General features: G+C 27.4%; 22 protein-coding genes and 1 pseudogene. 2 read left to right on the top strand and 21 right to left on the bottom strand.

The window, feature by feature from the left end; genetic code table 11:
• Window positions 1-129: 129 nt before the first annotated feature.
• The 13 genes and pseudogenes from FBE93_RS07830 to FBE93_RS07890 form a co-directional block, all read right to left on the bottom strand.
• Window positions 130-519: pseudogene (locus FBE93_RS07830) on the bottom strand (glycosyltransferase family 2 protein); the annotation flags it as partial.
• A gap of 124 nt (window positions 520-643) precedes the next feature.
• Window positions 644-1,603, bottom strand: a complete 960-nt coding sequence (locus FBE93_RS08390; RefSeq protein ID WP_207307215.1) for a hypothetical protein — start codon at window positions 1,601-1,603, stop codon at window positions 644-646.
• Window positions 1,600-3,618, bottom strand: coding sequence for a hypothetical protein (locus FBE93_RS07840; RefSeq protein ID WP_002922016.1), 2,019 nt, complete (start codon window positions 3,616-3,618; stop codon window positions 1,600-1,602). Before FBE93_RS07840 ends, FBE93_RS08390 begins: the two co-directional genes overlap by 4 nt.
• A gap of 11 nt (window positions 3,619-3,629) precedes the next feature.
• The gene (locus FBE93_RS07845; RefSeq protein WP_002934362.1) at window positions 3,630-4,766 is read right to left on the bottom strand and encodes a class I SAM-dependent methyltransferase; all 1,137 of its coding nucleotides are present in this window, start codon (window positions 4,764-4,766) and stop codon (window positions 3,630-3,632) included.
• A complete protein-coding gene (locus tag FBE93_RS07850; protein WP_002922020.1) occupies window positions 4,753-5,484 on the bottom strand; it encodes a glycosyltransferase family 2 protein in 732 nt (243 codons plus the stop codon). Before FBE93_RS07850 ends, FBE93_RS07845 begins: the two co-directional genes overlap by 14 nt.
• Window positions 5,481-7,004, bottom strand: coding sequence for a hypothetical protein (locus tag FBE93_RS07855; protein ID WP_002922022.1), 1,524 nt, complete (start codon window positions 7,002-7,004; stop codon window positions 5,481-5,483). Before FBE93_RS07855 ends, FBE93_RS07850 begins: the two co-directional genes overlap by 4 nt.
• A complete protein-coding gene (locus FBE93_RS07860; RefSeq protein WP_002922023.1) occupies window positions 7,001-7,399 on the bottom strand; it encodes an HAD-IIIC family phosphatase in 399 nt (132 codons plus the stop codon). Before FBE93_RS07860 ends, FBE93_RS07855 begins: the two co-directional genes overlap by 4 nt.
• A 54-nt stretch (window positions 7,400-7,453) precedes the next feature.
• Entirely contained in the window at window positions 7,454-8,179 is a 726-nt protein-coding gene (locus tag FBE93_RS07865; RefSeq protein WP_143725198.1) for a glycosyltransferase family 2 protein, read from the bottom strand.
• Window positions 8,176-8,505 (bottom strand): hypothetical protein, encoded by a 330-nt coding sequence (locus tag FBE93_RS07870; protein WP_002922027.1) that lies wholly within the window; start codon window positions 8,503-8,505, stop codon window positions 8,176-8,178. The genes FBE93_RS07865 and FBE93_RS07870 overlap by 4 nt, the downstream gene beginning before the upstream one ends.
• 2 nt (window positions 8,506-8,507) lie before the next feature.
• Window positions 8,508-8,843, bottom strand: a complete 336-nt coding sequence (locus tag FBE93_RS07875; RefSeq protein ID WP_002934357.1) for a nuclear transport factor 2 family protein — start codon at window positions 8,841-8,843, stop codon at window positions 8,508-8,510.
• Window positions 8,836-9,561 carry a glycosyltransferase family 2 protein gene (locus tag FBE93_RS07880; RefSeq protein WP_165434348.1) on the bottom strand — a complete coding sequence of 242 codons (726 nt, stop codon included), beginning with the start codon at window positions 9,559-9,561 and terminating at the stop codon, window positions 8,836-8,838. Before FBE93_RS07880 ends, FBE93_RS07875 begins: the two co-directional genes overlap by 8 nt.
• Window positions 9,555-10,193 (bottom strand): HAD family phosphatase, encoded by a 639-nt coding sequence (locus FBE93_RS07885; RefSeq protein WP_002934355.1) that lies wholly within the window; start codon window positions 10,191-10,193, stop codon window positions 9,555-9,557. Before FBE93_RS07885 ends, FBE93_RS07880 begins: the two co-directional genes overlap by 7 nt.
• Entirely contained in the window at window positions 10,186-10,794 is a 609-nt protein-coding gene (locus tag FBE93_RS07890) for a hypothetical protein (protein ID WP_242631505.1), read from the bottom strand. Before FBE93_RS07890 ends, FBE93_RS07885 begins: the two co-directional genes overlap by 8 nt.
• A gap of 123 nt (window positions 10,795-10,917) precedes the next feature.
• Between FBE93_RS07890 and FBE93_RS08520 the strand changes: the two genes are divergently transcribed.
• Window positions 10,918-11,067 carry a sugar transferase gene (locus FBE93_RS08520; RefSeq protein ID WP_072225860.1) on the top strand — a complete coding sequence of 50 codons (150 nt, stop codon included), beginning with the start codon at window positions 10,918-10,920 and terminating at the stop codon, window positions 11,065-11,067.
• Window positions 11,042-12,121, top strand: coding sequence for a class I SAM-dependent methyltransferase (locus FBE93_RS07895; protein ID WP_242631506.1), 1,080 nt, complete (start codon window positions 11,042-11,044; stop codon window positions 12,119-12,121). The genes FBE93_RS08520 and FBE93_RS07895 overlap by 26 nt, the downstream gene beginning before the upstream one ends.
• Window positions 12,122-12,123: 2 nt before the next feature.
• Here FBE93_RS07895 and FBE93_RS07900 read toward each other — a convergent pair whose 3' ends face one another.
• The 8 genes from FBE93_RS07900 to FBE93_RS07935 form a co-directional block, all read right to left on the bottom strand.
• Window positions 12,124-12,792 carry a nucleotidyltransferase family protein gene (locus tag FBE93_RS07900; RefSeq protein WP_165434349.1) on the bottom strand — a complete coding sequence of 223 codons (669 nt, stop codon included), beginning with the start codon at window positions 12,790-12,792 and terminating at the stop codon, window positions 12,124-12,126.
• The gene (gmhA2, locus tag FBE93_RS07905) at window positions 12,780-13,385 is read right to left on the bottom strand and encodes a D-sedoheptulose 7-phosphate isomerase (RefSeq protein ID WP_002923024.1); all 606 of its coding nucleotides are present in this window, start codon (window positions 13,383-13,385) and stop codon (window positions 12,780-12,782) included. The genes FBE93_RS07900 and gmhA2 overlap by 13 nt, the downstream gene beginning before the upstream one ends.
• Window positions 13,373-14,392, bottom strand: a complete 1,020-nt coding sequence (gene hddA / locus FBE93_RS07910; protein ID WP_002934349.1) for a D-glycero-D-manno-heptose 7-phosphate kinase — start codon at window positions 14,390-14,392, stop codon at window positions 13,373-13,375. Before hddA ends, gmhA2 begins: the two co-directional genes overlap by 13 nt.
• Before the next feature lie 75 nt (window positions 14,393-14,467).
• A complete protein-coding gene (locus FBE93_RS07915; protein ID WP_002934348.1) occupies window positions 14,468-15,406 on the bottom strand; it encodes an NAD-dependent epimerase/dehydratase in 939 nt (312 codons plus the stop codon).
• A 23-nt stretch (window positions 15,407-15,429) separates the two neighbouring features.
• Entirely contained in the window at window positions 15,430-16,464 is a 1,035-nt protein-coding gene (locus tag FBE93_RS07920; RefSeq protein ID WP_052803031.1) for a GDP-mannose 4,6-dehydratase, read from the bottom strand.
• Complete coding sequence (locus FBE93_RS07925) at window positions 16,461-17,513, bottom strand: NAD-dependent epimerase/dehydratase family protein (RefSeq protein ID WP_165434350.1); 1,053 nt, start codon at window positions 17,511-17,513, stop codon at window positions 16,461-16,463. Before FBE93_RS07925 ends, FBE93_RS07920 begins: the two co-directional genes overlap by 4 nt.
• Entirely contained in the window at window positions 17,513-18,058 is a 546-nt protein-coding gene (locus tag FBE93_RS07930; protein WP_002858844.1) for a dTDP-4-dehydrorhamnose 3,5-epimerase family protein, read from the bottom strand. Before FBE93_RS07930 ends, FBE93_RS07925 begins: the two co-directional genes overlap by 1 nt.
• Window positions 18,058-21,783 carry a glycosyltransferase gene (locus FBE93_RS07935; protein WP_165434351.1) on the bottom strand — a complete coding sequence of 1,242 codons (3,726 nt, stop codon included), beginning with the start codon at window positions 21,781-21,783 and terminating at the stop codon, window positions 18,058-18,060. The genes FBE93_RS07930 and FBE93_RS07935 overlap by 1 nt, the downstream gene beginning before the upstream one ends.
• Window positions 21,784-21,823: the final 40 nt, after the last annotated feature.

Consider the following 21,823-nt stretch of genomic DNA (forward strand, 5'->3'; position numbering starts at 1 on the left):
TTTTTACTCTTTCTATAGCCGAATTCGGATTATGCATAAAAGATTCCTTATAAAAATTTTATTTTTAATACAAAAATAAGTTATTATTATACATTATAATTATATAATAAAAACCAAAAGAAATGAAATTTAGTTTTTATTATACTCTCTCTTCAACCTAGGCACATCTTTGAAGTAAAACTTGATATACCCCCCCCCATACCAATTCTTACTAGCCTTAATAAATTCTTCTCCTAATTTATAAGTAAAACATTCTTTTTCTTTTAAAGCTTCATTATAATCAGGATAAGTTTCTAAAGGAGGTAAAGCTAAATTTGAATTTTTCTTTATTTTAAATTTATAAGCCTTTTGTTCTTGTTTATGTGAAATAACAATACTTAATATTATAAAAGGTAAAGATAGAAAACCCAATACACTTTTAGAATTTATAATCAAAGCTTGTCCTAGTTTATAAGAAAGTTGGTTTTGAATTCTTGTTTTAGCTTTTCCGTAATTATTTTGGAAATTTAACAGATTTTCCGATAAGACAAATTGCCTATTATAAAAACAATATTCATCAATAATTTCTTTATAAAAATGTATAGGTGGAATAAGACGGTCGCAACAATATTTTTTTCCAAAGTTATATTTTTATTTTTTAACTTTATAATCTCAGAATCTGGTAACTTTCTATAATAATTACCTTTATAAGAAGCCAACAACATAGATATAAAATTAACTTTACATTTTTTTTGAGATTTGAAACAGTAATAAAAGTATTGTTTTGAATTTGAAAGTTCGTATTGTATAAATCTTTAACAAACATATATGGGGAAACATTAGTATTGCTCGATATAAAATTCTTATTATTTGAAATAATTATATCTCCATAATCAAATGTATTGTAATTCCAAGTATGAATAGCAATTGGAAAATAACCTGTATAGTCAGCTTTTAATTTTATTTTGGTATTACAGTTCATTTCATATATCTGTTCATTGTAAAAACTATTTTTAATATAGTATTTATTACCCTCTGGTGTAAAAATTATAAATTTTGGATTATCATTTAATATATTTAAAGATTTAGGTTTTTTAAGAAAAGTATAATTTTTTGCTATGTTTTTTCCAAGTTCTTGCATAATAAAATCAAAATCATGGGCACCATCTCTCAGTATTTGAAAACTATACAAATTAGACTTTACATAATATTTATGCATATCAATACAATTAAAACCATAATAGTTAGATAAAAATCTATGAATATTTACTACAATATTTAAACAATCAGGATTAAGAAAATTTTGCGGCATTGGGGAAATAAAAGATATAATTTTTTTATTTAAAAAATATAATTCTTTATAAAGCCAATTTAAATTCCTATAACAAAGTTTTATTAAATTTAAATTATTGTATTGAGCAACATCATGAGTATTAGATCCTGTAATTATTAAATCTGCTTTTTGAATAATTTGTCTATTCCTTATTATTTCATAAAGATTTTGAATTCCAGGAGTTGCTCCAAGAGATAAATTCAAAACATGACAACCAGAATCTTTTAAACCTTTTTGTATCCCATTTTTCATAGCAAAATGACTTTCTCCTAGTAATACAACATTAGTCATTTAATTTTATCCCGAGATTTTTTATTTTTTAACTTTTGTTTTAATTGCAGCAGTTTCCAATAAAATTCTAAATATCCACCTAGATACCATTTTCTATGGGCATGAATCAACAATTCTCCTATTTTATAAGTAAAACTATTTTTTAATTTCAAAGCCTCATCATAATCAGAGTAAAAATGTAAAGGTAAGCTAGGAAAATGTTTTTTTTCTTTTTTCCATATTTGAATAGTACGAATTAGCTTAAATGGCATTAATATATAACCGCTAAATGTTTTTGAATTACTTATCATTACCTTTCCTAATTGAAATGATAAAGAATTTTCGATCTTTATAATACCGTTATCAAGAATATGATAATGACCATTATCGCCATTACTATTTCTAGAATATTTATACGCATTATCTGAAAGTGGCTTAAAATAGTTTTTAAGAAAAACAAAAAAATCTTCGAATTCCTGAATCTTTATCTTGCTATGATTTTTATCATTTTTTAAATATTCCAAATCTTGCTTTAATTCTAATGAGATATTAGGCAATCTCATCCCTTTGAGACACAAAGTTTCAGCATAAATCATAGGTAATAAGCCTTTACAAATTCTAAGATTGTGCACCAAGGAATGTTTCATTGCTGATTCATGAGCAGCAAAAGGAGAATAATAAAACAATGGTGATGTCTCTAAATAAGGTCTATAATGATACCAATTTGCAAATGTTTCAATGGCAAATCTTCTACCAATGATATTTCCGATGCTAAACATTCCAGCAGGAATATGATCGTCACAAACATCATTAAAATTAAGTTTTAAAAGATCATCAATACTAGGGGCGCTTCCGCATGGCTCGCTATCATTTCGAATGATAGCAACAAAATCATACTTTATGTTATTTTTATATTCATATTCTTGAGCCAATTGAAATGATTTCCAAACTCCATATTGCAAATATGAAGTTCCATTTACACTAAACGGGTTATCTGGGGTACGACTTTGTTCAAATTCTTTTTGATTTTCTGTATAAATAGTTTTTATACAAGGGTATTCTAATTTAATATTCTCTAAATCATCTAATTTCAAAGGAGCCATATACTCTGCACATAATTTTGAAGTTACTCTTGGAAACAATTTCCACATATCATTATTATTCTTCAATTCATCTGGCATAATTTTTCTAATATCCTCATTTAATACCCTCCAAGCCCATGTAGGACCTCCCGCAAAACCGGACCATTGAGCATAGTGCTCCCAAGTAAAAATAAAAACATCTGCATTTAATGGTTTGGCAAATTGCTCAAGAGTTCTTTCTAAAGTTTTTTTCCAATCACCTCTAAATAAACCATATAAGCATATGGCAATTTTAGGAATAGGGGTTATTGTTATAGATTTATTAATAATATCTTTGGTTTTTTTAGTAAAAAGGTCATAATACATTATCGAGCCATAATGAGAGGGAAAGTCTCTTTGCAAAGATGATAAAATACTATAAGGTAGTTTATTATACTCTAATGGAACAAAGAATTTTTCATCTTCTTTCTTATTTGAAACTAAAAAATAATCAATTATTTTTGCAATATAATAAGCTTTGCTTATTTCATATGCAGATTGATATAAAATAAAATTAAAATTTTCCTCAATATTTTTTGCTGTAATGTTACCATATTTCAATTTACAATTAAATTCATATAATTTCACAAAAAAATAGTCCGTAAATAAATTACTAAAATCAATATTCCCAATAATTAAATTATCGATATTTTTTAAGTAAAAAATCAATTGCTTTAAATTTATATCTTGTTTTAAAAAATAACACTTTTCAATCAAAAAATTATCTTGCTCATCTTGAAATAAAAATATTATCTTGTTCAATTGTCCCGTTTGTATTAAAAAATAAACATATTCAACCTTAAGTTCCTTATAGTTTAAATAGTTAGTTTCATATATATACTCAGCTAAATCAAACTTCCAATATTGTATCGCTTTTTTAATTTGTTGTTTAATACTAAAAAGATTGTCTATCATTTGCCACTCCATTAAAATCTTATAATTTGAACTTTATTATTAATATTCTCCAAAATATCTTTTTCTATTTCATCATTATAAACACCAGCATTTAAAATCACCAAGGAGTTATCTTGATCTTTTAAGATTTTTGGTGATTTGACTATGAATTTTGTTCCATAAAGTCTTTTTTCTTGTTTACTTGGATTATTATCTAAAATATTTATAATTTTTTTAATATTTAAACCTTGAAAGATCAAATATTGTCCAAATAAATGTGCTCCAAAAAGATAAACTTTTTTAGTAGTATTTTCTAAAATTTCATTTAAATATAAAATTTTCTCTTGATAATATTTTTTCATATCTAAAAATAACTTTTTATTTTTCTCATATTCATTTTTCAAAACTATATTTTGAGTATTGATGCTTTCATCTTTACAAACATGATAAAAAATACTGTGTTCTTTAAAATACTGTTTTTGAATTATCTTAAACTTATGTTTTTGTAATAAAAACTCTAAAATATTTTCACTTAAAAATATGGTATGTTCAAAATTAAGACAATTTGTAAATTTATTTTCAAGCCATTTTTCCATATTTGGTAGTGAAAATATCATCTTACCCCCCCCCATCAAAGCAGAGGAAATTTCTTCTAAAAATTCATGAGGGTTATAAATATGCTCAAAAGTATGACTATGAGTAATAGTATCAAAACTTCTATTGTTGAAAATTTCTTTATGAAAAAATCCATCTATATAGTCAACATTTTTATGTTTATTTTCTGAATTAGGCTCAACTATAGTCCATTTTATATCGGCTAAACTTAAGCAATTTTGCGAAAGTTTTCCGTGTCCTCCACCTATCTCTAAAATACTCTTAGGATTACTTTTTATGATAAAATCTGCAAATTCTCTATGATGCTCTTCCCAAAGAGCTCCAACAACCCCGGCATCATGTCCATTTGCATATAAAATTTCTAAAGGAATAAGATTTTTAAGCTGAATCACACCTTCTTTAGAAATAACCCATTCTTGCTCACAAATCAAATCATCTTTTAAATCACTTTCATCACAACCACAAAACAAAGGAAATTCATCTCTAGATAAAAGCTCTAATTCTGTATTATCTATGACGCATTTTTGACGTTTGATTAAATTAACCTTTCTCATTAATTTTTACCCTTTCATACTCATCAGGCGTTCCGCAAAATACAATTTCATCTAATGAAATTTTATGATATTTTATAAGCAAACCTTTTTTTATAAGATAATTATACATAGGAGCTATATACAATTCTCCCTTGCTAAAATCATTTTCAGTTTTCATTCTATCAAAAATTTCTTTAAAATCTTTTGTTTTTTTAAAATAATAAAGTCCACTACTACAAAGACTTGAAATTCTTTCTTTCTCAGCAGTTTTAATCACATTGTCATTTTCATCAGCTAAAACAAAACTCCATTGCTCTCCATCTGCCTCAAATACCTCTAAATAGCCATCAATTTTACAAAAATCCAAGGTAGTAGGTAAAGAAAAATTTAGCCTAAAGGTATCAATGTTAAAAATTAAAATACTCTCATCATCTTTAATATTTGCCCTATCTAATCCAAGTCTTACTGTGTGAGCTTGACCTAAAGTTTCTTGTTTTAATCTTACACTTTCGTAAGATTTTATTCCTAATTTTTCACATTCTTCTTTTATAAAATTGCTAGTATTCTCAATATCTCTATATATAAAAATAAATTTAAAATCTTTAAAATATTTTTTAAAACTATTTACAGCATGAAAAAATACGCTATTTCCTTTTAAATCAAGCATATATTTAGGTTTATCATAGCCCGCCTTTGCAAAACGACTACTTAGTCCTGCCATAGGAAAGATTATAATCATTTGCTCTCCTTAAAAAATTTATCATAAAGTATAAAAGCATTTGCTAAAAAAGCCATTTGTTTTTCTTTAAAATCATTATGCAAAGGCAACATAGATAAAAACAAATGCAAAGTCAAAGCTTTAATATTATCATCTATATCAAACACATCTAAAAATTCTTTTTGGATATCCAAAATATTTACATCTTCTTCTATAAAAAACTCTATATTATCGCTATTAACTTTACACTCAAAAAATCCTGCAATAATAAAATCATAAAGCCCAAAAACAGAATGAACCAATTTTGCAAAATCATATTTTTTATCTCCATAAGGAGTAATTTTTCCATTAAAATCAAACCCTCTTGGATCAAAGGTTTTTATAACGCCAGCTCTAAAATCATACATAATATTTGAAAAACAAAAATCCCCATGTATTAATGAAAATTCATTTATATCGTTCATATAAAAATCTAGCTTATCTACTAAAGTCAAAATACTTGGATAAGATTTTGAATTGATAACAATATTTTTATGCAAATCAATTCCGCTTTGTTTACTAAATTCTTGCAATCTTTTTAAAGTTTTTTCCTTACAATTAAAATTTATATCTTTATCATTGCTTTTAAAAGAATGCAACTTGTCTAAAAATTCTTTTAAAGACTTAAATATTCTTTTCCAAACATAACTAGGTAATTTTCCAAAAACATACAATTCTGCTAAAGTATTATTGCAAATATATTCTATTTCATAACTATCCTCATAAGTTATAACTTTAGGGGTATAGATAAATAGTTCTTTAGGCAAATTATCAAACCAATTAATCTCTGCTTTTATTTTTTCTTGCCAAGAAGAAGACTTTTTTATATAGCCATTTGAAATATCTATATTGTTAAAATTTCTTTGCGTGCTTACAGCTTTTTTGGAGTGAAAATAACTTGTTATAAGACCAAAATCAAGCCAAGTATCATTTTTTATAATATCAAAAGCATAAGCTTTAGAATAAGCTTTCATACCATCCACGAAAGAATAACTACTTTCAACTATACATTTTATCAAAAATTGGGGATGAGAAAAACTATAAGCTCCTGCTAAAATCAAATCATCTTCTAATGTTTTTGACAGTATATTAAATTCATTATCTAAATAAGCCCAATCGTAATTTTCCTTAACTTTTGCAACCTGTAAAGAGTTTTCTTTGAATATAAGTTCTTTGAAAAAAGTATCCCCGTGTAAAATATAAAGTTTTTCACCAAACGCACAACAAACATTTAAACAGTAAACCACAGATTCGCCTAAAGATAAATTATTTGGCACAAATAAAATTTCAACATTAAGTTCTTTTAACTTTTTCTCATCGAATTTGCTTAACTTAAAATCACTAGGTAGAGATAAAAAAATTTTTTGATTAAAATTTTTAAAAAGCTCTATTTGATATTCATACAATCTTTTATTGCCAAGCGGTAGAAAAGATGGAGAGATTTTTCCAAATTCTAAAGTAAAATCAGAAGATGAATATTTTGCAGAAGTTATGAGTATCATTTATTGCCGCCATCTTTATGAGGATTTTCTTTTTTTAAAAGCTCTTTAATTTGATCATAATTTAAACTTATAAATTCGGACGGACGAATGGCTTTATCATCAACATAAAATCCATCATACCCACACCAAGGTTTACCTATGATTATCTCATCATACGGTACATCATATTTTTTAAGCCAAGTGATAATTGTAGGCAAAGTATGAGTTTTAATTTTTTCAAGCTCACCATCAAACGTACGCATGTTGCGACTTGTGAAAATATTGATTTTAAAACCTTGTTTTTTATACTCTTTTAAAGTTTGAATTAAATCAAGATTTGGTTTTTTATCAATATAATCTACATTCTCTTCATCAATTGTCAAAGTTCCATCTAAATCAATAAGTAGAGTTTTCATATTCCCATAATCATAAAAATTTTAAAATATTTTTATGATTATATGCAATAAACCTTACAATTTATTTATTGCTTTAAAAATTTCTAAATCCTCAGGTATTCCAATGCCATGCATTTTGGAAAAATCAATATTATAAATACCTATTTTAGCACCGCTTTTTATAGCATAATTATAAACAGGACAAGTATAAAATTCATTATTAACTCTATCATTTTCTATAATCATATCTATAGCACTTTCAACAAATATTTTTCCTTTATTAAAAAAATAAATCCCAACTGTAGCAAATTCACTAATAGCTTCTTTTTCTTTTACTTCTACTACCAAATCATTATTTAATTTTGCAAATGACCATTTTGGGTTTTTTTCTTTATCAATAAAAGTCAATATCGAACCATCTAAACCTCGTTTGAAACTATCATTAATAAAATCAGCTATATCAACATCAACAATCTGATCAGAATTTGCTATCATCAATGGCGTATCATTATTAATATATTTTCTTGCATAAAGCACGGTACAAGCTGTTCCTTCTGTAAGTTTATCGATAGCTATAAATTCAACATTAAAATTATTTTTAATTTTATCAACTAACTTTTTTTCTTTAGTCAAATGTTCTTTTCTTGCTATTAAAATATATCTTGCACCTTTATATTTTAAATTTTCAAGCACTCTAACTATCATTGGCTTATCTAAAACATCGATAAAAGGCTTTGGTTTATCAAAACCAGCCTTTACAAAACGACTTCCAAGCCCAGCCATAGGAATCACTATATTCATTGACATTCTCCTAAATATTTATCATCATTAGCTCCTGGAAGTTTTACGACGACATTCGTTGTATCTTCCAAAGCTTCAAAATCTGTAGCTTCACCTGGATAAATCATCACTATATCGCCTTTAGAATATATCCTATCATTCATCCTTACTTTACCACTAATAATAACAGTAATTTCAGTTGCAATTTTATGATGATGTTTTTCTTCGGTATCACCTTTTTTATATTCTTTCACGCCAACTTCCACATTATTAGTTTTAAAAACACTTGGATCGAAATTTCCCACAAACCAACCACGAATCATTTCATCTAATTTATAATTTTTCACAATCAACCTTTCGGAATATCCAAATAAGCACGCAACTCAACAATTTTTTCATTATACCATTCTATGATATCCACACCTTCAAGTCTGGTTTCATCAAGCATTAAAATGAATTCTAGAAAAGTTGTATTTTTATCTTGAAAAATATTTTTAGCACTAAAGCTTAGTTCTTTGCAACTATTGAAAATATTTTCAATAGCTTTTAAACATTCTTCTTTGCCTTCTATTCTTTTTACAACTGGATCTTCTAAAACAAAATTCTCATTTAACAAATTTGCTACTTCTTTTATATCTTTTTTATTAAAAGCATTAATATATTTTTCAGTTAATTTTTTAAGCATTTTTAATCCTTTCATATTCATTAATTTTCGCATGAGAATAAAAAGTAAAATAACGATTTTTATCAATTGAAATATTTATAATTTTCTTGTCTTGTAAAATTAATTCATTTAATATTGGGGCGATAAAATATTTTCCTTCATAATTAACATCTTTTTTAATCATATCAAAGGCTGATGTTATGAAAAATTTAGCCTTATTAAAATAATAAAATCCCGCTATTGCATTTTTACTTACAGGTTTTTTTTCAAAAGCTTCTAAAACAAAATTATTTTCATCACATTTTACATAAGCCCATCTTGGATGAACACTCTCAAAGCTTAAAACACCTGCATCATTTAAAGATAAATCTGAAATAACTTCATTTAAATCACACTCAAAAATTTGATCCATATTAACAATAAGCAAAGAATCATTTAAATTAATCTCATCAATAGTCATCAAAACAGAACAAACCATGCCTTGTGTTTCATTTTTAAGAATAATAATTTTGCTTTGATTATTAGTTAAAACATTAATTGCATCATCCAAATGATAACGCTTTACGTCTTCTTCTTTAAGTATAAAAATAAAACGTTTACTCTTGACATTTTCATAATTTTTAACAAAATGTTCCAACATAGTTTTTCCACAAATTTCAATAAACGGCTTTGGAAAACCATCTTTTTCATTATCAAAAAAATAACTTTTACCCGCAATAGGAACCACTATATTTAACATTTCAATTCCTTTTCAAATTTAAAAATATGATTTTTAATATTTTCATAATTTACTTCGTTAACTTCCTCTACAATCATTACATTAGCTCCACTTGCCCTAGCTGCTTTTATACCATTTTCATTATCCTCTACTATCATACATTCTTTAGGATTTAACTTTAATCTTTCTATAGCTTTAATATACATTTCAGGGTCAGGTTTTCCTTTTTTTACATCTTCATTGGAAATATAAAAATCTAAATAATTTTCAAGAGCTGATTTTTTCATCATTACTTCAATGCTATTGCGTATAGAATTAGAACAAACTGTCATTTTATAACCTTCAAATTTTAGCTTTGATAAAGCATATTCATGATGGAACCTAGGTTTGCATAAACTATAAACTATTTCCATGGTGTACTGCTGTTTTAATTCATTTATAAAAGAATGTAGCGATTTAGGCAACCCTCTTTCCAATGAAAGCATTTTTAATTTATCCTTAGTTGGCAAGCCATCAAAAGTTGTTAAGTGCTCATATCTAGTAATTTCCATGCCAAAAAGTTTTAAAGCTCTATTTAAAGCTTCATAATGCCAATCTTTAGCTTCAATCAAAACTCCATCCATATCGAAAATAATGGCTTTTATCTTAGTCATTAAAGAACCTCCTTGCCTCATCAGGATAATCAGTACAAATCATTAATTGTTCTTGTATATGTAACTCTTTTTCTATTTGTTTGTATTCTTGCCATTCTTTCTTATAATCTCTTTTATGAAGCTCTGAAGAAACTATACAAACTGATTTGCCATTATCAATATGCTTTTTTATGGTATTTTTATCTATCCAATGTGAATAAAACTCATCCATCCAAATACCACAAGCTTTATCATAAAAACTAGGCTCTTTTTCATATTCACTTTGTCTAGTAAAGACATTAAAATTCAAATCAATATAAAGTAAAGCATCAGGAACCGACATATCAAATACAAAATAATTTGTAATTTTATATTTTTGAATAAGTTTCTTAAGTGGAATTTGAAGTCCATCAGCCTTTATATTTAAGGCTAAAGGTAAATTTGTATTATATTTTTTATAAAGCTTAAAAAAATCTTCTAATTTTAAACAATTTTCACTTGCCATATCATGTGATATGACTATACCCCCCCCCATATCTCTTAAATCTGTTTCAAGACCGTATGAATTAAGAAAACTTCGATTAAAAGCAATAATAGAATTTTTTCCTGCTTGTTTTTCCAATAACCACGATGCGAAAGTATTTTCATTAGCTTAATCTCACTTTGAAATAAATTTTCCAATAACAATATATTAACATAATTTAGTATAATAAAATATTTAAAAAATTATTAAGAAAGGAAAATTATGCATTGTCCATTATGTCAAAGTGAAAATGATCAAAAAGAACTTTTTAAGACTTTAAATGTTTTTACTTCTTCAGGAAAACTTGATAAAAACCCGACCCAAATAAAAACAACTATAACAACTAATGATGACGGGGGGGGGGTATTGTAAAGGTAACAACACTATAACTTTTACACAGTGTCAAGATTGTGGATACATCTATAACTCGATATTTGATTTAAATAAAATCTCTAAAGAATACCAAAGTGAAGGCTATTTTTCCCGCAAAATAGTCTCAAAAGCCATGAGCAATAATATAAAAACAATTAAAGATAAGTGTTTAAATTATATTAATAAAAATAGCATTTGCTTGGAAATTGCTCCAGGAAGTGGAGATATGGTAAATGCTCTTATACGTAATGTAAAATTTATGTATACCGTTGATCCATCTTTAGTTTCTTTAGAAATGGAAAATATAAATAATCTTAAACATATACACGGATTTTTTAATTTTAATATTTTAAAAGATAGACTAGAACATAAAATTGATTTCATTATATTTAGACATCTACTAGAACATATTAATACACCTCTAGGCTTTTTAAAAGATGTAGTTAAACTACTTGAAAACAATGGTATTATATATATAGAAGTTCCGAATATTGAAGAATTTATTGAATATAGAAGATTTTATGAAATTTTTAATGATCACTGCGGATATTATCAAAAAAATGTTTTAATTAACACTTTACAATCTTTAGGTTGTGAATTTATAGATGAAATTTTTCTTTATAGAGAACAACATATGGGATTATTTTTTAGAAAAAATACAAATATATGCGACATAAATAAGTTGAATTTTAAACTTTTTGATAAAAACATTTACACCTTATTTCAAGAAAATATAAGAAAATTAAATAATCTTTTACATGATTATAACAATATCGCAATTTATGGTTCTGGAGCCCATGGAAATACTATTATAACCTTTATTGATAACTCAGAAAAAATCAAAAAATGCTTTGATCTTGATATAAGAAAACAAGGAATGTATTTACAAAATTCTTCAATTATCATTCAAGAACCAAATATAGAAAATTTTAAAGATCTTGAAGCCATTATCATAGCAGCGCCTTTATATGAAGAAGAAATTATAAGATCTTTAAGAGAAAAAGGATATAAAGGAGATATTATTGCCACAGAAAAAGAGTTAAAAATAATATAGAATCACACTTGAGAATTATAAAAAAACCTATAATCCTCAGGCACGCCAATATCTATAAAATAATCATCAAAAATATGAGCTTTAGCTTTTAGTTTTTTATAATTTTCTTGCAAAAATTCTTCAAAAGAGAATTTTTCCTGCAAAGCAAAATCTTTAAAAATATCTTTATCTAAAAGATAAATTCCACCATTGATTAAACCTTGCTTTTTGAATACCTTTTCCTCAAAAGAAATTACAAGAGCTCGCCCATCAACATTTACCGTACCATATCTATCAAAATTATTCATTTGTTTTAGAGCAAGACAAATTTTACTTCCATTTAGCTTTAATTTACTTAAATCTATATCAAAAAAAGTATCGCCGTTTAAAACATAAGCTTCATTTTTTATAAATTTCAAAGCCTCTTTTATAGCTCCGCCTGTTCCTAGAGGCTCTTTTTCGATGCTATATTTTATTTTTATACCTAAAAACTCATCTTTAAAATACTCTTTTATCACTTCATATTTGTATGATACTGCTAAGATAACTTCTTTTATGCCTTGCTTTTTAAGATACTCAAAAATAAATTCTAAAAAAGGCTTATCATTTATCGGTGCCATAGGTTTTGGAATATCTTTTATAACGCTTTTAAGTCTTGTTCCCAAACCACCGCAAAGTATTATTGCTTGCAAGAAAAACCTTTACCGAAAAGCTCTTCTTCGGTGATAGCACAAATAATATGCCCTATTAAAATATGTGCTTCTTGAATTCTTGGCGTGCAAGTTGAAGGCACTTTTATACAATAATCACAAAGCTCATTCATCGCTCCGCCACTAGCTCCGCTTAAGCCTATACTTATGATTCCTTTTTGCTTGCAAAGATCTAGAGCTTTTAAGATATTTTTACTATTTCCACTTGTAGAAATACCTATAAAAATATCTCCCTTAACACCTTGAGCTTGTACTTGTCTAGCAAATAAATTTTCATAACCATAATCGTTGCCAATAGCTGTTAAAATACTTGTATCTGTAGTAAGTGCAATACTTGCGATACCGGGTCTATCAAAATAAAACCTACTTACAAATTCCCCTGCGATATGCTGTGCATCAGCTGCACTACCACCGTTTCCTGCTAGTAAGGTTTTATTGCCATTTCGATAAGCTTTTATAACTTCTAATGAAGCATTTTTAATAAGAGTTATTAAATTCTCATCTTTTAAAATTTGCTCTTTTACTAAAATAGAATCTGTAAAATGTTCTTTTATATAGGAATTTAAATTCTCCATGATTTAACCCCCTCTTTTGTAAATGAAAAATCTTGTACATAACCTTGCTCTTTGCTTAAAGTTTTGATTAAGTTATATTTTTTTGTAGGATCTACAAAGAAAAACATAAATCCACCAGCTCCTGCTCCGCTAGTTTTGCCGCTATAAGCTCCATTATCTATAGCTAGTTTATAAATTCTTTCAAGTTCATCATTGCTAACGATTTCTGAAATGATTTTTTTTGACTGCCAAGACTTACCTAAAATTTTCGCCAAAGTATCAAAATCCGCCTTAAATAAAGCTTCTTTCATCTTTATAGCATCTTGTTTTATAGCGTGCATAGCTTCGAGGGATTTTTCATCTCCAAGCTTTCCTTTTTTATGCTCTTCTATATCTTTTGCTTCTCTTGTAATATTTGTAAAATAAAGCACAGTTCTAGCTTCAAGCTCACTAGCTATCCAGTTTTTAATACGCAAAGGATTAACAATAACTCTTTTATTGTTATAAAATTCCATAAAATTAAAGCCACCAAAAGTTGCGGCGTATTGATCTTGTGCTCCGCCTACTATGCCTAAATCTTCTCTTTCTATCTCATAAGCAAGTTTAGCAATTTCATATTCCCCTAAAGGCAGATTAAGCCACTCTGCAAAAGCTTTTATAATACCTACAACTAAGGTTGAACTTCCACCTAATCCACTACCACTTGGTACATCTGAATAAGTGTGCAAAGAAAAACTCAAAGGTTTTTTTGTAAAATCTTTTACAATGCGATTATAAATACTTTTAAAAATATCTAATTTTCCATCATTTTCTAAAAATTCTTTACTTTCGTACTCAGAGTAAGAATTTGTATCAGGAGAATCAAAAATGATTTTTCCTTCTTCTCTTTCGATCAAAGTACAATGTATGTATAAAGATATAGTTGCATTTAAAACATAACCTGTATATTTATCACAATATAAATTTATATCAGTTCCACCGCCTGCTAGACCGAGACGAAGAGGAGTTTGTGTGCGTATAGTTTTCATTGAATTACTACTTATTTTGCTATAATTTATTATAAAAATTATAGCAAAATATACTTAACTTCTATATAATATTATTTAAACATTTGCAAAGCGATTAACTTTCATCATTTTAAACGCTCTTAAAAGTTCTTCAATGCCATCTTCTAAAGTATTATCTGGTTTCCAACCTGTAGCCTCTAATTTAGCATTTGAAACCAAATAATCTCTTTTATCCGGATCTTCGCCTATGCTGGCTGAATGGATATAAAAATCAGGAATATACTTTTTAATCGTTTCAGCAAGCTGTCTTTTAGTCAAATTTGCAGAACTTAATCCCATATTATAAGCCTGACCCTTCATCTTATCATAATTCTCAATTCCATGAATAAATCCTTTAACCACATCGCGAACATGAATATAATTGCGTCTAAAATGCTCTTCAAAAAGCACTATAAATTTATCTTTATATGCACGATAGGTAAAATCATTAACAAGTAAATCAAGTCTCATTCTAGGTGAAATTCCAAAAACAGTAGCCAAACGAAAAGTTACACAATTTCCTTTATCAAGCAAATATTGCTCCGCGTGCACTTTATCGATCCCATATTCTGAGATAGGACGCAAGGGAGATTCTTCAGTGCACATTGCATCTTTTTCTCCTATACCATAACCGCTATTTGTATTGGGATAAATAAATATTTGAGAAGGACTTGCAAAATCACTTATCATTTTTACAGCTTCATAATTGATCATTTTAGCTAATTTTGGATTTCTTTTACAAAGCGGAGCTCCAACTAAAGCAGCTAGGGGAATAATAATATCAGCTTTTACTACCTCTTGTCTAATAAGATTTTCATCCATAGCATCACCATTTATAAAAGTAAAATTTTTATTATGAGAACAAGATAAAAGAGAGATTTGATCAAACATCAAATTATCAATCACACAAACTTCATAACCTTTTTCAAGTAAAATCGGTGTTAAAACCGAACCTATATAACCTGCACCACCTGTAATTAAAACTTTTTTTGACATATTTTTCCTTTAAATCGATGGTTTTATCGATTTAAAGGAATTCTGCCTCTCTTAATTTCATTTCTCCAATGATTTAGCAAATCTTTAAGCATTTGTCTAACAGGAATTTCAGCTTTCCAATCGATAAAACTCTTTATTTTACTATTATCAAACATTTGATAGTCAGCATCAATAGGACGCATCCTATCTTCAACTTGTCTTACCTCAATACCCCCCCCCATATCACTAAAATTTAGCAATATATCTATAACTTCAGGAAGTTTAAAAGCCTCTTCTCCTGCTATATTAAAAGCTTCTCCGCAAGGAATATTACCCTTTTGACTCTCAAGAGAAAGTAGATAATAAGCCCTTATAGCATCACGACAATCTTGAAAGGTTCTTACACTCGAAAGATTTCCAACCTTGATAACAGGCTCTTGATAACCCGCTTCAATTAAAGCAATTTGTTTTGCAACTGTGCTTTCAAAAAACACATCGCTTCTTCTTGGGCCACTATGCGTTCCCATTCTTGTAACAAAAGTGCGAATGTTATAAGCTTCGCCATAAAATCTTCCCAAATAATCAGTGCCGATTTTGCTTATGCTATAAGGACTTGCACCGTGAAAAGCTGTTTCTTCATTAAGTTTAACACCTGTTTTTGCTTTACCATAAACTTCACTTGAAGAGCAGATATGTACTACAGGGTCATATCCATCTTTTGCCTTTAAAATTCTAATGTTTTCCAAAATATTTGCTGTGCCTATGATATTTGTTTGTAATGTTTCTATAGGTATATCAAAAGAAGTTTTTGGATAAGATTGAGCTGCTAGGTGAAAAATCACATCAGGCCTTTGACTCTCGAAAAGTTTTTGAAGACTAGAGTAATCATTTAAATCTGCATAAAAAATCCTGATTCTATCTTTTTTATTAATCCTATCGCTTAAATGATAGATATTGTCCATAGGTTCTTGCCAACGCATCATACCTATAACATCATAGTCTGTGTTTTCTAGCAAGAAATCTGCCATTTGTGAGCCAACTTGCCCTGTAAATCCTGTAATTAATGCTGTTTTTTTCATGATTTTTCCCATTGTCTTATATTTTGCTCTTTTAAATACCATTCATACATCATTTTAATGCCGTCTTCAAGCTTGATTTTTGCCTTCCAGCCTAAATTTTGCAATCTTGAACTATCTAATATTCTATCCATTGTAGAATCTGGCTTTGAATTGTTAAACACAATTCCACCCTTAAATCCAACAATATTTTTAATCAAACAAGCAAGTTCTTTTATGCTTAAAAATTCCCCACTTCCTACATTAAGATGCGGTTCATTAGATGAAACAATATCTTTAAAATCTATATTTTTCATCACATAAATAGAAGCATCGACTAAATCTTTTGCATGAATAAATTCCCTAATTACACTACCGCTACCCCAAATTTCTACGCTATCTTTACTTACACCAAATTTTTGTAAATATTCCATTGCTTGCTCTAGGAAATTCATTTGCAAATCCTTTAAAACCTCATCAATTTTATTTTCATCTAAAAGCTTTGCTAAATGAAATTTGCGAAGTAAAGCCGGTAAAACTTTTGCTTTTTGTAAATCAAACTCAGTTGTTTCTCCATACAAATTTGCAAGATACAAAGTGATAAAATTTGTTCCATATTGCAAATTATAACTTTCGCACATTTTTGTTCCTATAATTTTTGGTAAACCATATGCAACGGCTTTTAAATCTAGCTTTCCATCTAATAAATTCTCTTCTTTAATGGGATTTATAGCTTTTTGAGGGTAAGCCCAAGCAGAACCATAAAAAATTAGCTTTTTAACATTATTTTGATAAGATGAATGAATAATATTTGCTTGAAGTACGCTATTTTCATAAATTACATCGGCTGGAGTAAAAAGCCCTAAGGTATCAAGCTTGGCAGCACATAAAAAAACATATTCTGGTTTTTCTTTTGCGAAAAAATCAGTCACAGCTTTTTGATCTACTAAATCTAATTCTTTTCTTGTTTTTACGATAATATTATTAAAACCCTCATCTATAAGTGTATTATAAAGAGTTTTTCCCAAAGTGCCGCCATGCCCTGCTATATAAATTTTAGAATCTTTTTGCATCATTTATCCTTACTCATCGCTAAAATATCACGCTCTGAAAGGATAGGAGAATTTGTTGGCCAATCTATACCAATTCTTTCATCATTCCATGCATAAGTAAATTGATCATGTGCATCCATATATTCTCCTAAATAAGCACATTTATAGTAATACACTGCACTTTCACTGCTAACATAATGAGCATTTCCAAAACCTGCTGGAACTAAAATGATTTGCTGATTATCTTGATTTATGATGAATCTTTCATGCTTCAAATAAGTTGGTGAATCTTTTCTGCAATCAACCACAACTTGATGCACTTCTCCATAAACACAAGTGGCAAGCTTATAAGTTTTTACATCGCCATGGATACCGCGGATAACATTATGTTTAGAATGTATGAATTTATCGTGTATAAATTTTAATCCATTTGGCAAGAGTTTATCTATAGCTTCACTTGTAAAAGCTGTCCAAATTTCACCCCTTAAATCTCTAAATTTGTTAGGAGTTATAATATACACTCCTTTTAAAATTTTTGATTCTTGTATATCAAATTCTATTGCCATTATTTTCCTTTTTTGTATTTAAATTTCTTATAAAGCATGTATATTTTATAAGGCAAAATAAAATAAGCTCCTTTATATCTGTTTTGATGAGCTTTAAGTATCAAATCTCCTAATTGATAAGAAAGATGTTTTTTACATTCTAGAGATTCATAATAATCTGAGCAAGATTTTAAGTCTAAATTTCCAATAGGATGTTCTCTAAGAAGTTTATTTTGTTTTTTTTCTCTATATAAAATCTGAAATGTTTTTATAATTTCCATTTTAATCAAAGCATTCCCTAATTGATATCTGATATCTGATTTAACATAGCCTACAGCACTAAAACAATCATTAGTTAAATATCTCAATAATAAGTCTTTTTCAGTATTGTTTTTATTTTTTAGCAAGATCAATTTTAAATATTGAGCCCTTTTGAGGTCGCCTAAAAAACTAGAAATTTTAAATCCTACGATAAAAATATATGGATATTTTTCATCATTGAAATTAATATAATCTTGATAACAGTCATTAAAGGCTCCTAAAGAATGTGATAATAAGGTTTGAAAAAAAGACTCATAACGGTTTTCCAAAATTATTTTAATATTTTCATTAATCTGATTATAATCTTGTTGCATAAATAAACATTGCATTTTATAAATTCTATATCCATCATTATCATTGTCTAATTTTAAAGCCTCATCAAGATATTTAATTTGATTTTCTAATGGCAAATTTAATTCTCTTGAAAGTTGAAATAATCGAAATGAAGACATAGCTTTTTGCAAAAAATGTAAAGACAATTTATTCATATTTTGAATTATCAATTTCAATTGCTCATCTTTTGAAAAAATATCATGAAAAGATATTAACTTATTGCTTCCAGAAATCATCATTGCTAATTTTGAGAAAACTGATTCTTTGGCTGAATAAATTTTTTCGGCTTTGGACATAAAATTAATTTCAAAAAAGGCTCTTTGCATTTCAGTATAATTAGGATCTATAAATGAACTGATATCAAGAATTTTTAAATGATTATATTGTTTAAAAGACTTTAGATAATCAACCAATTCTTTATTAGCATTTAAATCTTGCCCAAAGACTACAATATTATTATTTTTATCCAATTCTTTTATAGCAATCTCTAAAGCAATCTCATAAGGAAAAAGCCTTTCTATAACAGGAGTAAAACTAGGAGCTTTTCTTATGTTTGAAAAAATAATATCCCCGCCTCTAATATGCAAAGCAATAAATTTAGCTTGTAATTTCGCAATATCATCTTGAACCTTAATTAAAATATCTTGATATTGTTTTGAAAAATTAATTGTAGTATAAATCTGTTGTATTTCATGTAAGCACTCACTCTCTTTACAATCTTCGATCCATAAATTTGGCAAAATATCTGTAGAATACCACCCCCATTCCTTTTCAAAATTTTCTTGATCTGTCAGATACTCAAAAGTTCTTTTATCTTTTCTTATAGCATTACCATGGCTATATTCTAGTCCTTCTGATGGTAAAAAATATTGCTCAATAAAACTTTCACCAAATACAATATCAACCTCATCCATACAATTGCCTAAGTAATTCAATTTTTCATCTTTGCAAGATTGTGTAATCCCCATGAAAGCCAAATCTATAGAGTTATGCCACAAAAATCCGAATTCGAAATTCATTTTTTTAGCTAAATACATACCTACTAAAATGCTAGCTATTCTCATACCTAATCCATCTGGTTTAGAAGATATAATATAACCCTTTTTTCTTTTTTTAAATACTTCAACTTTACTCAAACTAAGAACCTTTCTTTCTAAAAGTATTTTTATATATCTTGCTTCAACTCTATTAGATATAACAACATCGCATTCAAAATTATTATATTTCCATATATAAAAATTTTGAGGAATAAGTGTCCATTGTGTATTATCGATTGAAACATAAATTTTGATATCACGCATACTAGATCTTAAAAAAGTATTCTTAACATTTAAAATTCTAATTTTCTCCAAAAAATAAGTATCAAGTAAATCAACCATCCACCAAGACCATCGATCTTTAGAAGTGCAAAAAGCATAATCACAAATTATATCAGTGTTTATAGCTCTAGAAGCATCATTAAATTTGGAATAAATACTTAAAGAACTTTGCATAGCTTTTTTATATTTAGAAATATTAAGCAAAGTATGATCAGGAAGGATAAAATAAGGTTTATGAGCAACTTGTTTTTTATAGTCGGGCTTCTTTGTTTTCTTTTTTTTGTATATCGCATACCAAGCAAAAGGTAAAATCAAAGGTTTGCCTAAATACCATTGTTTTATAGACTTAATTAAAGCTTCGCCAATAAGATAAGAAAGATGATTTTTAACCCGATTCACATCATTAAAATCAGGATATTCATCTAATTTAGGTAGCTTTTTTTTATTTTTTTCCATTTTAAATTTAATAAATTCTAAAATTAATCTAAAAGGAATTAAATAAAAATTATAAATTTTAACACGAGTAAGAACATAACCTATTCTATAAGAAAGTTGTTTTTGAATTCTATATCTTACTAAACCATATTTACAAAAAAAGTCAAATTCGGGATAGCGTTTATGATTGCATTCGTAAATGGGCTTATGCTCTCTAAAAAGCTCTTTGATTCTTCTAGGATCATGTTTTAACTCCACAAAATCAAAATACCAAAAATATAAAAACATGAAAAAAGCTTCTTCTAGTAATTTCCCTTTTTCTTTATCATACTCCTTGGCAATAAATTCTCTAATATGCCAAGCATTTAAAAAAATACTGCTTTTTGCATGATATTCTTTAGCTGCTTTAACATCACCATCAAAAACATCACACAAATGCTCAATATAGGGGGTAATATTAGCCTTAGTAGTTATTTTATCATAAGAAGCAGTAGAAGCTGAACGTATACGATAATAATATAAAACTTTTGGAAATACATATATATGCTTAGCTTGAGCAAAAAGCAATATCCCAAAATGTATATCCTCATGAATTAAACCATCTAAAAATTTTAATTTTATTTTCTGCAAATAAGCAAAAGAATATATACCCCCCCACACACACCAAAAAGGAAGGTCGGCTTGAATTTTTAAACATCTCTCAAGCCATTGCATAGATGTAATTTTCTCTGGTTTATAGTACTCATAAATTTGCATTTGAGATTTTGTTAAATTTGTTTTATGTTTATAATGTTTTTCTTCAATATTATCATAAAACATCTGATAATCAAACCAAACTATATCCACATTATCTGATCTTTTAACACATTCTTCAATGCAATCTAATGTCCAATAATCATCAGGATCTAAAAATACAATAAAATCAATGTTTGGATTTTTAAAATTGATCGCTTCTTTCTTATTTGCAAAATAATTAGAACTTTTGTAAATTTTGCGAATAGCACGAGAATTATTATTTTTTATAGAAAATTCTACTAACTGATGTTTGTCAACTTGCAGTTCTTCGTTAATGATATTAAAACAAAAATCACCAGAAAAATATTCTATGCCTACATTTCTTGCTGTACTTTGTCCCCCATTTTCCTTATCAAAAAGTATAAATCTTTCATCTTTTAAAGTATATTCTTTTGCGATATTGAGTGAGTTCTCATCTGTACTACCATCATTTACAAGTACAACTTGTAAATTTTTATAAGTTTGATTGATGACGCTATCTAAACATTCTCTTAAGTATTTTTCTACATTATAGATTGGGATAACCACGCCTACGGTTTTCATTATTTTAGTATCCTAGTTGCATATAATAAAAACTAAATTT

The organism is Campylobacter sp. CFSAN093229, assembly GCF_011068225.1.
GTDB classification, from domain to species: Bacteria; Campylobacterota; Campylobacteria; order Campylobacterales; family Campylobacteraceae; genus Campylobacter_D; species Campylobacter_D jejuni.